The 13,496-nt window shown below is 73.1% G+C and carries 12 protein-coding genes; 9 read left to right on the top strand and 3 right to left on the bottom strand.

What is annotated here, in order from left to right; translation table 11 throughout:
- The first annotated feature begins 102 nt into the window (after positions 1-102).
- The 3 genes from ACFV4N_RS14415 to ACFV4N_RS14405 all read left to right on the top strand — a co-directional run bounded on the left by ACFV4N_RS14415 (position 103) and on the right by ACFV4N_RS14405 (position 2,129).
- Positions 103-870: a S1 family peptidase gene (locus ACFV4N_RS14415; RefSeq protein ID WP_499672976.1), complete on the top strand. Its 768-nt coding sequence runs from the start codon at positions 103-105 to the stop codon at positions 868-870.
- Between the two features lie 143 nt (positions 871-1,013).
- Positions 1,014-1,628 (top strand): L,D-transpeptidase, encoded by a 615-nt coding sequence (locus ACFV4N_RS14410; protein WP_499672975.1) that lies wholly within the window; start codon positions 1,014-1,016, stop codon positions 1,626-1,628.
- A gap of 183 nt (positions 1,629-1,811) precedes the next feature.
- The gene (locus tag ACFV4N_RS14405) at positions 1,812-2,129 is read left to right on the top strand and encodes a L,D-transpeptidase (RefSeq protein ID WP_499672974.1); all 318 of its coding nucleotides are present in this window, start codon (positions 1,812-1,814) and stop codon (positions 2,127-2,129) included.
- Positions 2,130-2,285: 156 nt separating this feature from the next.
- Here ACFV4N_RS14405 and ACFV4N_RS14400 read toward each other — a convergent pair whose 3' ends face one another.
- Positions 2,286-3,257 carry an NAD(P)/FAD-dependent oxidoreductase gene (locus tag ACFV4N_RS14400; protein ID WP_499672973.1) on the bottom strand — a complete coding sequence of 324 codons (972 nt, stop codon included), beginning with the start codon at positions 3,255-3,257 and terminating at the stop codon, positions 2,286-2,288.
- Between the two features lie 65 nt (positions 3,258-3,322).
- On the opposite strand from ACFV4N_RS14400, the gene ACFV4N_RS14395 reads away from it, so the two are divergent.
- The 5 genes from ACFV4N_RS14395 (at position 3,323) to ACFV4N_RS14375 (ending at position 9,809) form a co-directional block, all read left to right on the top strand.
- Positions 3,323-4,717 carry a class II fumarate hydratase gene (locus ACFV4N_RS14395; RefSeq protein ID WP_499672972.1) on the top strand — a complete coding sequence of 465 codons (1,395 nt, stop codon included), beginning with the start codon at positions 3,323-3,325 and terminating at the stop codon, positions 4,715-4,717.
- Between the two features lie 253 nt (positions 4,718-4,970).
- On the top strand, positions 4,971-6,521 hold the full coding sequence (locus ACFV4N_RS14390) for an ATP-dependent DNA ligase (protein WP_499672971.1): 1,551 nt from the start codon (positions 4,971-4,973) through the stop codon (positions 6,519-6,521).
- Between the two features lie 66 nt (positions 6,522-6,587).
- The gene (locus ACFV4N_RS14385; protein WP_499672970.1) at positions 6,588-8,027 is read left to right on the top strand and encodes a GuaB1 family IMP dehydrogenase-related protein; all 1,440 of its coding nucleotides are present in this window, start codon (positions 6,588-6,590) and stop codon (positions 8,025-8,027) included.
- 34 nt (positions 8,028-8,061) lie between these two features.
- Complete coding sequence (locus ACFV4N_RS14380; protein ID WP_499672969.1) at positions 8,062-9,042, top strand: ABC transporter ATP-binding protein; 981 nt, start codon at positions 8,062-8,064, stop codon at positions 9,040-9,042.
- The gene (locus ACFV4N_RS14375) at positions 9,039-9,809 is read left to right on the top strand and encodes an ABC transporter permease (RefSeq protein ID WP_499672968.1); all 771 of its coding nucleotides are present in this window, start codon (positions 9,039-9,041) and stop codon (positions 9,807-9,809) included. Before ACFV4N_RS14380 ends, ACFV4N_RS14375 begins: the two co-directional genes overlap by 4 nt.
- A gap of 48 nt (positions 9,810-9,857) precedes the next feature.
- Here the strand turns inward: ACFV4N_RS14375 and phoH2 are convergent, their stop codons facing one another.
- Positions 9,858-11,147 carry an RNA 5'-3' helicase PhoH2 gene (gene phoH2 / locus ACFV4N_RS14370; RefSeq protein ID WP_499672967.1) on the bottom strand — a complete coding sequence of 430 codons (1,290 nt, stop codon included), beginning with the start codon at positions 11,145-11,147 and terminating at the stop codon, positions 9,858-9,860.
- A 469-nt stretch (positions 11,148-11,616) separates the two neighbouring features.
- Positions 11,617-12,852 (bottom strand): DUF885 domain-containing protein, encoded by a 1,236-nt coding sequence (locus ACFV4N_RS14365; protein WP_499672966.1) that lies wholly within the window; start codon positions 12,850-12,852, stop codon positions 11,617-11,619.
- A gap of 234 nt (positions 12,853-13,086) precedes the next feature.
- Between ACFV4N_RS14365 and ACFV4N_RS14360 the strand changes: the two genes are divergently transcribed.
- Positions 13,087-13,455 carry a hypothetical protein gene (locus ACFV4N_RS14360; protein ID WP_499672965.1) on the top strand — a complete coding sequence of 123 codons (369 nt, stop codon included), beginning with the start codon at positions 13,087-13,089 and terminating at the stop codon, positions 13,453-13,455.
- The last annotated feature ends 41 nt before the right edge of the window (positions 13,456-13,496 follow it).

The following is a 13,496-nucleotide window of genomic DNA, read 5'->3' as shown; positions in this document are numbered from 1 at the left end:
CAATCCGCGCTACCGGCCGATCGGCTGTGTTGATCACGCTGCGTTCATCCCTAGTTTCCGATCTGTCGCCGACAACCCTGCGTCGGCGGCGGAGAGGAAGCGATGAAGGTACGTACCCTGTTCACCGCCTTCGCGGTGGCGATCGGCGCGGCGCTCGCGAGCGCGGCCGGGGCGGCGGCGGCCCCGGCGGCGGACGGCGAGGTCACCCCGTTCATCGTGGGCGGCGGCAACGCCACGCAGACCTACTCGTTCATGGTGTCCCTGCAGAGCACCTCGGGTAGCCACTTCTGCGGCGGCTCGCTGATCAAGGCCAACTGGGTGGTCACGGCCAAGCACTGCGTGCAGGGCCGGTCGGCGTCGTCGATCCGGGCCCGCATCGGCACGACCAACCGCACCAGCGGCGGCACGGTCGCGTCGGGCGCCCAGGTCGTCACGCACCCCAGCTACGACATCGCGCTGGTCCGCCTGGCCACGTCGGTGAGCCAGACGCCGATCGCCGTGGCGTCGTCCTCGGGCGCGGTCGGCACCGCCACCCGCATCATCGGCTGGGGCCAGACCTGCGCCCCCGCCGGCGGCTGCGGCGCGCCGGTCACGCTCCAGGAGCTGAACACCTCGATCGTGTCCGACGGCAGCTGCCTGGGCATCTACGGCTCGTACGAGATCTGCACCAACAACCCCGGTGGCCGGGCGGGCGCCTGCTACGGCGACTCGGGCGGCCCGCAGATCAAGTCGGTCAACGGCACGTGGCAGCTGATCGGCGCCACCAGCCGCGCGGGCAACAACAGCTCCACCTGCGCCACCGCCCCGTCGATCTACATGGACGTGCCGGCGTTCCGCTCGTGGATCGGCCAGTACGCGGGCGCGGTCTGACCGCCGCACCCGCACCGCCGTTCGAGGGCCGTCCCACCTCCGGGTGGGGCGGCCCTTCCCCATTCGTTATCGACCGGACTGCAACGAAGCGCGCCACGGGGGCGTCACCAAGGGTGTCACCAGCACGAACCCGGGGGTGCGCGATGCGCAAGAAGACACTGACCGCGTTGGCCGCGCTGGCGGTGGTCCCGTTCCTGACCACCGCCTGCGCCACGGGCGGACCGGCCGCCGCGCCAACACCGTCCACTTCGGACTCCCCAGCGGTGTCCGCGCCCGCCGACCCGACGGCGTCGCCCGCGTCGCCCGCCCCCGAGCCCGAGCCGTCGCCCGAGCCCGCCGAACCGGCCCCCACCACGACCACACCGCGGCCCCAGCCCGCGCCGCCGCCCCCGCCGATGACCGTGCCCGGCACCCCGTGCGACATCGCCGACGGCGCGTGCGTGCGGTTGTCCACCAAGGAGTCCTGGCTGATCAGCGGCGGCCGGGTGAGCTACGGCCCGGTGCCGATCACCTCCGGCCGCCCCGGCTACGAGACGCCGGTGGGCACGTTCCCGGTGCTGTGGAAGGTCCGCGACGACTGGAGCCGCCCCTACAACGCGCCCATGCCGTTCTCCACCTACTTCGTGGGCAACGGCATCGCGTTCCACGAGGGCAGCCTCACCGAGCCGTCGCACGGGTGCGTCCACCTGTCACGTGAGGCCGCCTCGAAGTACTTCGACACCCTCCAGGTCGGCGCCCAGGTCCAGGTGACCGCTTGAGAATGTGAGCGGTTTGGGTCACACCTACCCCGGGGTAGCCGAACGGGCGAGGGGTGATTCGAGATGAAGAAGACGCTCGGTACTGCGACAGTCGCAGCGGCCGCGGCGGCCTTGTCCTTCGGCCTCGCGGCCCCCGCCAACGCTTCCACCGGCACGCCGTGCTCCATCGCGAACGGCGCGTGCGTGAAGTTGTCCACCAACCAGGCGTGGCTGATCTACAACGGGAGTGCCAGCTACGGGCCCGTCGCGGTGTCCCACGGCATGCCGGGGTACGAGACCCCGGTCGGCACGTACCCGGTGCTGCGCAAGGTGAAGGACGACTGGAGCGTTCCCTACAACGGGCCGATGCCCAACTCGGTGTACTTCACCACGAGCGGCATCGCGTTCCACCAGGGTGACACCTCGCAGAAGTCGCACGGCTGCGTGCGACTGGGCCCGCAGGAGTCGTTGACGTTCTACGACAACCTGTTCCCGGGCGAGCAGGTGCAGGTGGTGGCCTGACCCTTCCGGTATCGGGTCCCCGTCCCCTCCGCGGGGGGCGGGGACCCCGTCACGTCGCCGGGGCCGGGTTCGGCGGCTGGGACAGCGCGTTGCCCGGCACCGGGAAGACCGCGAGGTCCGCCCGCACCAGGACCGCCACGACCACCGCCGCGGCGGTCACCCGGCGTTGCTGGAGTGGCCGGGGAACAGGTGCGCCTCCGGGTTGAGCAGCACCGCGATGTTGTTGACCGCGGTGGCGGCCTCGCCGAACCCGGTGGCGATCAGCTTCACCTTGCCGGGGTACTGGGCGACGTCGCCCGCCGCGTAGACGCGCTCGCGGGCGGTGCGCATGGTGGTGTCCACCAGGACCGCCCGGTGGTCCAGCTCCAGGCCCCACGACTCGATGGGCCCGAGGTCGGCGGTGAAGCCCAGCGCGGCGACCACGGCCTGCGCGGGCAGCACCTCGCGACCGCCGCCCTTGAGGCCCAGCTCCACCTCGGCCAGCTCGGGGTCGCCGCGCAGCTCCAGCACCTCGGCGTCGGTGATGATCGGCACGCCGAGGTCGCGCACCTGCCGCACGGTCGGCGGGTGGGCGCGGAAGGTGGCGCGGCGGTGCACCACGGTGACGCTCGCCGCGATCGGGGCCAGGGCCAGCGCCCAGTCGAACGCCGAGTCGCCGCCGCCGACGACCACCACGTGCTGGCCGGTGTGCGCGGCGAGGGCGGGCACGAAGTGGACCACGCCCCGGCCGAGCCAGCCGTCGCCCGCGGGCAGCGGTCGCGGCTTGAACTCGCCGATGCCGGCCGTGATGAGCACGGAGCGCGCCTTGACCACCGCGCCGTCGGCCAGGCCGACGTGCAGCCGGTCGTCCACAGTGGACAGCGTGCGGGCCTGGCGGCCGAGCAGGTAGGTCGGCTTCCACTGGTCGGCCTGCCGCACCAGCCCGTCGACCAGCTCGCGCCCGCGCACGGCCGGGAACCCGGCCACGTCGAAGATCATCTTCTCCGGGTACATCGCGGTGATCTGGCCGCCCGCCTCGGGCAGCGCGTCGACCAGCGCGACGGACAGGTCCCGGAAGCCCGCGTAGTAGGCGGCGAACAACCCCGTGGGGCCCGCACCGACGATGAGCAGGTCGACCTCAAGGTCCATGACGACGACCATAGGTGTTCCGCGCCACTGTGCCCAGTTAGGCAAGGCGGTCCAAACTCGGTGTCATGGGTGAACAGGAGTACCGCGTCGAGCACGACACCATGGGCGAGGTCCGGGTGCCGGCCGACGCGCTGTGGCGTGCGCAGACTCAGCGCGCGGTGGAGAACTTCCCGATCTCCGGGCGCGGCCTGGAGCGGGCGCAGATCAGGGCGATGGGCCTGCTCAAGGCCGCCGCCGCGCGGGTGAACGAGCGGCTGGGGGTGCTGGAACCCGAAGTGGCCGGCGCCATCGCCGCCGCCGCCGACGAGGTGGCCGCGGGCGAGCACGACGCGCACTTCCCGGTGGACGTGTTCCAGACCGGGTCGGGCACCTCGTCGAACATGAACGCCAACGAGGTGATCGCGACCCTGGCGAGCCGGGCGCTCGGCCGGGACGTGCACCCGAACGACCACGTCAACGCCTCGCAGTCGTCCAACGACACGTTCCCGACGACCCTGCGGATCGCGGCGACCGAGGCCGTGGCGCGCGACGTGGTGCCGGCCCTGGAGCACCTGGCGGAGGTCCTGGAGGCGCGCGCCGCCGACTGGACGTCGCTGGTCAAGTCGGGCCGCACGCACCTGATGGACGCCGTGCCGGTCACCCTGGGCCAGGAGGTGGGCGCGTGGGCCACCCAGGTGCGCAACGGCGTCGAGCGGCTGACCGCGTCGCTGCCCCGCCTGGCGGAGCTGCCGATCGGCGGCACGGCCGTGGGCAGCGGCCTGAACGCGCCGGCGGGCTTCGGCACGGCCGTCTCGGCGGAGCTGGCGGAGGTCACCGGCCTGCCGCTGACCGAGGCGCGCGACCACTTCGAGGCCCAGGCCACCCAGGACGGCGTGGTCGAGGTCTCCGGCCAGCTCCGGGCGACCGCCGTGGGCCTCTACAAGATCGCCAACGACCTGCGCTGGCTGGGCTCCGGCCCCCGCACCGGCCTGGGCGAGCTGGCGCTGCCGGACCTCCAGCCGGGCTCGTCGATCATGCCGGGCAAGGTCAACCCGGTGATCCCCGAGGCGGTGATGATGGTGGTCGCCCAGGTGATCGGCAACGACGCCACGGTCGCGTTCGCCGGCTCGCAGGGCAACTTCCAGCTGAACGTGATGCTCCCGGTGATCGCCCGCAACGTCCTGGAGTCGTCGCGCCTCCTGGCCGCGGTCTCCCGCCTCCTGGCCGACAAGGTCCTCGTCGGCGCCGAGCCGCAGGTGGACCGGATGCGCGAGTACGCCGAGTCCTCCCCCTCCATCGTCACCCCCCTGAACCGCTACCTCGGCTACGAGGAGGCGGCCTCCATCGCCAAGCAGTCCCTCAAGGAGCGCAAGACCATCCGCGAGGTGGTCCTGGAACGGGGCCACGTCCCCACCAAGCTCACCGAACCCCAACTGGACGAGGCCCTGGACGTCCTGCGCATGGCCAAGGGCACCCCCTAACCCCGCGAGTCCTCCACCCGGACACCGCGAGTCGTACGCCCAGACCCACCGTGTCGTACGTTCCGACCGCGCGAGTCATGCGCCCGGCACCCGCGAGTCATGCGTTCCGACCGCGCGAGTCATGCGCCCGCGACCCGCGAGTCATGCGCTCCGGCCGGGCGAGTCATGCGCCCGGCACCCCCGAGTTCGGCGTCCGGCCCCCGGGGCCCTCGCCGACCGGCCTTTGTCGGTGGTCCGGTGCACCATGGTGGGCGTGCTGTTCACCGAAGTCGTCGAGACGTCCGCCGCCGTGGGGGCGACGCGCTCCCGCCTGGCCAAGGTCGGGGCCCTGGCCGACCTCATCCGCCGGGCGGGCGCGCCCGCCGAGGTGACGAGCACGCCCGCCGTGGTGTCGTTCCTGGTCGGCGCGCCCAGCCAGGGCCGCATCGGCGCGGGCTGGCGGACGGTGGTCGACCTGGACGTGCCGCCCGCCGCCGGCCCCTCGCTCACGGTGTCCGATGTGGACGGGGCGCTGGGCGCGTACGCCGCCATCGGCGGCAAGGGCTCGGCGGCGCGGCGGGTCGCGGCGCTGCGCGACCTGTTCTCCCGGGCCACCGCCGCCGAGCAGGACTTCCTCAAGCGCCTGCTCACCGGCGAGCTGCGGCAGGGCGCCCTCGAAGGGGTGATGCTGGACGCGATCGCCAAGGCCGCCGAGGTGCCCGGCGAGGTGGTGCGGCGGGCGTTCATGCTCTCGGGCAGCCTCACCGCGACCGCCACCGCCGCGCTGACCGGCGAGGCCGCGCTGGCGGCGTTCCGGCTGGAGGTGGGCCGCCCGGTCCGGCCGATGCTGGCCTCGCCCGCCGAGTCCCTGCCCGACGCCCTGGCCGAGCTGGGCGAGGTCACCGTGGAGCACAAGCTCGACGGCGCGCGCATCCAGGTGCACCGGGACGGCGACGTCGTCCGCGTCTTCACGCGCACGCTGCGCGAGGTCACCGGGACCGTGCCCGAGCTGGTCGAACTGGTCCGCGGCCTGCCGTGCGACTCGGTCGTGCTGGACGGCGAGACGCTGGCGCTCACCGACGACGGCAAGCCCCGCCCGTTCCAGGAGACGATGAGCCGCTTCGGCGCCCGGGACGTCCGCGAGCTGCTGCTCAGCCCCTTCTTCTTCGACTGCCTGCACCTGGACGGCCGCGACCTGCTCGACGAGCCGCTGCGCGCCCGGCTGGACGCCCTGCGCGAGGTCGCCGGCGACCACGTCATCCCCGGTCGGGTGAGGCCGACCGGGGAGGAGGCCGCCGCCGTGCTCGACGAGGCGCTGGCCGCCGGCCAGGAGGGCGTCGTGGTCAAGTCCCTGGACTCGGCCTACGCCGCCGGCCGGCGCGGCCGGGCGTGGCAGAAGGTGAAGCCGGTCCACACCCTCGACCTGGTGGTGACCGGCGTCGAGTGGGGCAGCGGCCGGCGCCGCGGCCTGCTGTCGAACCTGCACCTGGGCGCCCGCGACCCGGACGGCGGCCCGCCGGTCATGGTCGGCAAGACGTTCAAGGGCCTGACCGACGAGCTGCTGGCCTGGCAGACCCGCGAGCTCCTGGCCCGCGCGACCGAGCGGGACGACTGGCTGGTCACCGTCCGCCCCGAGCTGGTCGTCGAGATCGAGCTGGACGGCGTGCAGGTCAGCCCCCGCTACCCCGGCGGCGTGGCGCTGCGGTTCGCCCGCGTGGTCCGCTACCGGCCGGACAAGGACCCGGGCGAGGCCGACACCATCGACGCCGTGCGGGCCCTGCTGCCCGGCCCCGGTTTGTCGGAAAGCACCACCGGAGGCGCCTGAGGACACCCGGGTGCTGTGCGCACGACCAGGGCGGGCGGGCCCTCCGACGGGTATCGTCAACTCTTCGTGCGATTCATCGAAGGGCATCGGCCCAGCTACGACCTGACCTACGACGACGTGTTCCTCGTGCCCGGCCGCTCGGCCGTGGAGTCGAGGTTCGGCGTCGACCTGTCGACCTCGGACGGCACGGGCGCCACCATCCCCGTCGTCGTCGCGAACATGACCGCGGTGGCCGGGCGGCGGATGGCCGAGACGGTGGCGCGGCGCGGCGGCCTGGTGGTCCTGCCGCAGGACGTGGCGCCCGAGGCGGTGGCCGAGATCGTCGGGTGGGTCAAGGACCGCCACCCGGTGTGGGACACCCCCCTGACGCTCGCCCCGGGCGACTCGGTCGCGGACGCGCTCAACCTGCTGCACAAGCGGGCGCACAACGCGGTCGTCGTCGTGGACGGCGACGGCCGGCCGGTGGGCGTGGTGGACGAGGCCGCGTGCTCCGGCGTGGACCGCTTCACGCGCCTGCACGACGTGGCCGACCCGCGCGTCACCACCCTCCCGATGGACACCGCCCCGCGCGAGGTGTTCGACGCGCTGACCGGCGGCGCGCAGCACGTCGCGCTGGGCGTCGACGGGCAGGGCCGGCTGCGCGGCGTGCTGACCGCCCTGGGCGCGCTGCGCGCCGACGTCTACCAGCCCGCCCTGGACGCCTCGGGCAGGCTCCGGGTGGTCGCCGCGATCGGCGTGAACGGCGACGTCACCGCCAAGGCCGAGGCGCTGCTGGCGGCCGGCGTGGACGCGCTGGTGGTGGACACCGCGCACGGCCACCAGGAGAAGATGGTCTCCGCGCTCAAGGCCGTCCGCGAGGCCGGGCCGGCCGTGCCCGTGGTCGCGGGCAACGTGGTCACCGCCGAGGGCGTCCGCGACCTGGTCGAGGCGGGCGCGGACATCGTCAAGGTCGGCGTCGGCCCCGGCGCCATGTGCACCACCCGGATGATGACCGGCGTGGGCCGCCCGCAGTTCTCGGCCGTCACCGAGTGCGCCGCCGAGGCCCGCGCGCTCGGCAAGCACGTGTGGGCCGACGGCGGCGTCCGGCACCCGCGCGACGTGGCCCTCGCGCTGGCCGCGGGCGCCGCGAGCGTCATGGTCGGCTCCTGGTTCGCGGGCACCTACGAGTCGCCCGGCGACCTCCAGCGCGACGAGCAGGGCCGGCTCTACAAGGAGTCCTTCGGCATGGCCTCCAAGCGGGCCGTCAGCGCCCGCACCCGCACCGACAACGCGTTCGACCGGGCGAAGAAGGGCCTGTTCGAGGAGGGCATCTCCACCTCGCGGATGCGGCTGGCCCCGCAGCGGCCCGGCGTGGAGGACCTGCTCGACTCGATCACCGCGGGCGTCCGCTCCGCCTGCACGTACGCGGGCGCGCAGACGCTGGAGGAGTTCCACGCCAAGGCCACCCTGGGCGTGCAGAGCGCCGCCGGGTTCGCCGAGGGCAGGCCGCTGCCGTCGGGCTGGTGATGAAAACCGTTGGCCGTCGCCCTACGCTGCTCGGGTGGACGCAGCCGTATCGGTGAAAGATCTGGTCAAGGTCTACAAAAGCGGTCAGGCGCCGGCCGTGGGCGGTCTCGGGTTCACGGTCCGGAGAGGTGAGGTGTTCGGCCTGCTCGGCCCCAACGGGGCGGGCAAGACGACCACCGTCGGGGTGCTGACCACCAGGGTGCGGCCGACGTCGGGGACGGCCCTGGTGGAAGGCGTCGACGTGGTCGGGGACTCCCGGCGGGCGCGGCAGCTGCTGGCCGTGGTGCCCCAGCGCAACAACCTGGACCGGGCGCTCGACGTCCGGCAGAACCTGCTGTTCCACGCCGCCTACCACGGCCTGGGGCGCGCCGAGCGCAAGCGGCTGGCCGACGAGGTGCTGGAGCGCATGGGCCTCGCCGGCCACGCCAAGAGCCTGGTGGACAACCTGTCCGGCGGCCAGGCGCAGCGGCTGATGATCGCGCGGGCGCTGATGCACCGCCCGAAGGTGCTGTTCCTGGACGAGCCGTCGACCGGCCTCGACCCCCAGGCCCGGCTGTTCGTGCACGACCGGGTCGCCGCCCTGCACGCCGACGGCGTCACGGTCGTGCTCACCACCCACGACATGGACGAGGCGCACAAGCTGTGCGACCGGGTCGGCATCGTCGACCACGGCAAGCTCCTCGCCCTCGACTCCCCCGACGCGCTGACCAGGACCCTGCCGGGCAGCGCCACGCTGAGCGTCTCGGTCACCCTCGACGGCGCCGGGCCGGGCACCGTCGGCGACGCGCTGGCGGCCGTCGGCGGGGTGGAGCGGGTCGAGCAGGTCGCCACCGGGGACGCGGAGCCGGGCGGCCCGCGGCTGTTCCGCCTCTACACCGACGTGGCGCCCGCCGCGGCCCTGCCCGAGGTCCTCCACGCCCTGGAACGGCTCGGCACGCGGGTCGACGACCTGGCGATCGGCAAGCCGAGCCTGGAGGACGTGTTCATCCACCTGACCGGCAGGGAGCTGCGATGACCTCGCTGCGCACGTTCAACGCCATCCTGTGGCGCGACGTCTTCGTCACCGGCCGGGAGCTGCCCAGCTTCCTCGCCCAGGTGATCGTCCAGCCGTTCTTCACCCTGTTCATCTTCGCCAAGGTGCTCGGCGACATCGGGTTCGTCCAGGGCGACTTCGCCGCCGTGCTGCTGCCCGGCATCGTGGCCATGAACGGGTTCCTCGGCGCGCTCCAGAACACCACCCTGCCGCTGGTGCTGGACTTCTCGTGGACCCGCGAGATCGAGGACCGGCTGCTCGCGCCGATCCCGATCCCGCTGGTCGCGGTGGAGAAGATGGTGTTCGGCGCGCTGCGCGGCCTGCTCGCGGCGGTGCTGATGATCCCGATCGGGTTCGCGATGCTGGACGTCACCTGGCCCGCGTCCGGCCTGCTCCCGGCGCTGCTGGTGATCGTGCTCGGCTCGCTGGCGGGCGCGGCGGTCGGCATGGTCGTCGGCACGTCGGTCTCGTCGCGGCACATCAACGTGATGTTCGCGGTGATCCTGACGCCGCTGCTGTTCACCGGGTCGGCGCAGTTCCCGTGGCGCGCGCTGAGCGAGGACCTGCGCTGGTTCCAGGTGCTGTGCGCGCTCAACCCGCTGACCTACATCAGCGAGGGGATGCGCGCCGAGTTGGCGCCGCACGTGCCGCACATGCCGCTCTGGGTGTGCCTGGTCGTGCTGGTGGCCTCGATCGCGGGGTTCGGCGCGCTGGGCGTGCGCGGGTTCCTGCGCCGGGCGCTCGACTGACGCGGGAGGGGCCCGCCGGCGCGCGGCGGGCCCCTCGTCACCGGCGCGTCAGAGGGTGTAGTCCTCCAGCATCTCGGTCACCAGCGCCGCGATCGGCGAGCGCTCCGACCTGGTCAGCGTGACGTGCGCGAACAGCGGGTGGCCCTTCAGCTTCTCGATCACCGCCAGCACGCCGTCGTGCCGCCCGACCCGCAGGTTGTCGCGCTGCGCCACGTCGTGGGTCAGCACCACCCGCGAGTTGGCGCCCAGCCGCGACAGCACGGTCAGCAGCACGTTGCGCTCCAGCGACTGCGCCTCGTCCACGATCACGAACGAGTCGTGCAGCGACCGGCCCCGGATGTGGGTCAGCGGCAGCACCTCCAGCATGCCGCGGTCCATGACCTCCTCGAGCACGTCCTGGCTGACCAGCGCGCCGAGGGTGTCGAACACCGCCTGCGCCCACGGCTGCATCTTCTCGGTCTCGGAACCGGGCAGGTAGCCCAGCTCCTGCCCGCCCACCGCGTACAGCGGGCGGAAGACCACGACCCGGCGGTGCTGGCGGCGCTCCATGACCGCCTCCAGGCCCGCGCACAGCGCGAGCGCCGACTTGCCGGTGCCGGCCCGTCCGCCCAGCGAGACGATGCCGACCTCGGTGTCCAGCAGCAGGTCCAGCGCCACCCGCTGCTCGGCGGAGCGGCCGTGCAGGCCGAACGCCTCGCGGTCGCCGCGCACCAGCTTGACCCGCTTGTCCGGGGTGACCCGGCCCAGCGCGCTCGACGTGCCCGCCAGCAGCCGCAACCCGCTGTGGCAGGGCAGCTCGGCCACGTGCGCGAGGTCGAACGGCACCGGGTCGACCGAGCCGTCGCGGTACAGGGCGTCCACCACGGACTGGTCGACGTCCACGTCGGACATGCCGGAGTACCCCGACAGCGCGACGTCCTGCGCCCGGTACTCGTCGGCCGCGAGGCCGACCGCGCCCGCCTTGACGCGCAGCGGCATGTCCTTGGTGACCAGCGTGACGGCGTTGCCCTCGGCCGCGAGGTTGAGCGCGCAGGCCAGGATCCGGGCGTCGTTGGAGTCCGTGCGGAAACCCGCGGGCAGCACCTCCGGGTCGGAGTGGTTGAGCTCGACGCGCAGGGTGCCCCCGAGGTCGCCGATGGGCACCGGGCTGTCCAGCCTGCCGTGCTTGAGCCGGAGGTCGTCGAGCAGGCGCAGCGCCTCCCTGGCGAACCAGCCCAGTTCGGGGTGGTGCCGCTTGCCCTCCAGCTCGCTGATCACCACGAGCGGCAGCACGACCTCGTGCTCCGCGAACCGCGTGGTGGCCAGGGGGTCGGAGAGCAGGACGGAGGTGTCCACCACGTACGTGTGAACAGTCGGCGCACCGCGGCGCCGGGACGTGCTGCGCGATGAGCCTGAGGAACGGCTCGCGGGTCGTCGTGCGTTCACGGCAACTCCTCGCGAACGCGGCACCCGCGTCCGCTCCTCGCTGGGCCAGGCACCACCCCGATCGGCCGGTCCGCCTCACTCGCTCAGGCGCACCGGCCACGAAGGCCGGGTGCCGGCCCCCTCGCGCTCGCAACAGCCACGATCAGGGCCTCCCTGCGCGGGCCGCAGTGGACGCGTCCCGCCAACCGGAAGTTACCTCCGCAGTCCCTCTTATGCAGGCAGCCACACAGGTGATTCGTCAATTCGTCACCTCGCGGCAAAACGGGCGAAAGATGCCCGGCACGGGTGCGCCTGCCCGAGCGCGTGGCGTCATCTCGGCGTAACGCGGCGTGGTCCACGCAGATCAGGACCGTTGCGCCGGACGCGGGTGGGGCGGCCGCGCTCAGTTCCGGGGCAGCCGGGGCACACCCGCCGCCACCTCCTGCCGGAGGGTCAGCGGCACCAGCGGTTCGTCCAGCAGCCTCAGGTAGCGGTCACTCAGAGTGTCGGACGGTGACCGCAGGTCCAACCAGGCCCGCACCAGCCGCACGCCCTCCACGTACGTGGTGGTGTAGGCCCGCCACAGCGGGTCGCCGAGGAAGCGCAGCATGTGCCGCGCCCGCCGCTCGGGCACCAGCAGCCAGCGGCGCAGGAAGTCGACCACGTCGTCCGGGTGGGCGCGCCGGTCGTGCAGCATCAGCGCGGCGTCCTGGCGCACGGTGAGCAGCCCCGCCAGCGCGCCCTCGACGCGCTCGGTCAGCTCGCCGTCCACCCGCAGGCCCAGGTCGGCCACGATCTCCTCGGTCCAGCGGCCCCACCCCGGGCCCACCGCGGCGTGCAGGCCCAGCTCGGCCATGCCCTCGGCCATCAGGCACTGCGGGGTGTTGATCAGGAACAGCGCCTGCTCGGCGTGGCCGCGCTCGCCGACCAGGCCGACCTCCTTGCGGCAGTGCTCGGTGTGGTGGCCGGGGTAGGACTCGTGGGCGACCAGGTGGGGCAGGTTCGACACGCGGTGGCCGAGGTCGGCGTTGATCGCCACCCGCGAGCGGAAGCCGCCCAGGTAGTAGTTGAACCCGCTCCACGGCTTGTCGGTGACGACCTCGTACTCGACCACCTCCTCCGGCGGCAGCGCGTAGCGCTCGCGGACGCGGTCGCGCAGCGCGCTGGACAGGGCGTGCACGGCGGGGGCCAGCAGGCGCGGCGGCACCTCGTCCAGCGCGCGGTGGTCGGCCAGCCGCGAGGCCAGGGGGCCGCCGCCGGGCAGCAGCTCGTCCAGCGCCGCGTGGGCGCGGCGGTAGGTGTCGGGGTGGCCGGGCTCGACGTCGACCTGGAAGTAGGCGCGCACCTCGTCCACGAAGCCGACCCGCACGCCGGCGAACTTGCGCGCGGTGGTCTCGACGGCCGTCAGGTGCGCCTCCAGGAAGCGGCGGCGCACCGGCTCCAGGTCGTCGACCCGGGCCAGCTCGCGGCGCAGCACCGCGGCGCGGTCGGCCAGGTTGGCCGGGTGCGGCCGCGGCTCGTCGTCGACCCGGCGGCGCAGCGCGCGGTCGCCGGTGAAGGAGTCCACCAGGCCGGGCGCCAGCTTCCCGAGCCTCAGCCCGAGCAGCAGGTACTCCCGCACGATCGCCTCGCCGTCCACGGCCGGGGACGATACGAGATGACCGCCCGATTTACCACAGCGCCACGGCGAGCCGCGAATCGAACGCGAGAAGAACACCTCAACGGGCGACAAGTCCTCCGAGGTCCATCACACAATGGTGTTAGAGCCATCGGGTCGGGGGCCGAAATTCGATAGTTTGCCCGCGACGAACCCGCATACGCGTTTCGGGTGAGAGCGGACCACCGGGGAAACCCACGGATAGAGGAGAGCGAAGTGCTGAAGAAGGCAGGCACCATCGCCGCAGTCGCGGCCGGCCTCATGATGCTCGGGTCGCCCGCGTTCGCGGTGGCCGGTGAGCCCTACGAGCACGACAAGGGCTGGGGCAACAACACCTCCATCGGCGAGCTGAACTCCTACTTCGAGGAGGACGAGGACGACACCGTCGCCGACCAGTTCGGCCTCATCAACTTCGGCAACGACTCCGACCTGGCGAGCAACATCAACCTCTGCCAGATCGAGCTGAACGTCATCGCCATCCCGGTCCTGTCGCACAACGACGACGGCAGCGCCTGCATCAACACCGACAACGACGACAACGACGACAACGACAGCCACGGCCACGGCCACGGCGAAGACGACTGAGCCCACCCCGGCAGGGGCCGGGACCAGCAGGGGCGGTGGCC

The organism is Actinosynnema sp. NPDC059797, from assembly GCF_042732085.1.
Classification (GTDB): domain Bacteria; phylum Actinomycetota; class Actinomycetes; order Mycobacteriales; family Pseudonocardiaceae; genus Actinosynnema.
The sequence above is the reverse complement of the archived record's forward strand: the minus strand, read 5'-3'. Positions and strand labels throughout refer to the sequence as shown.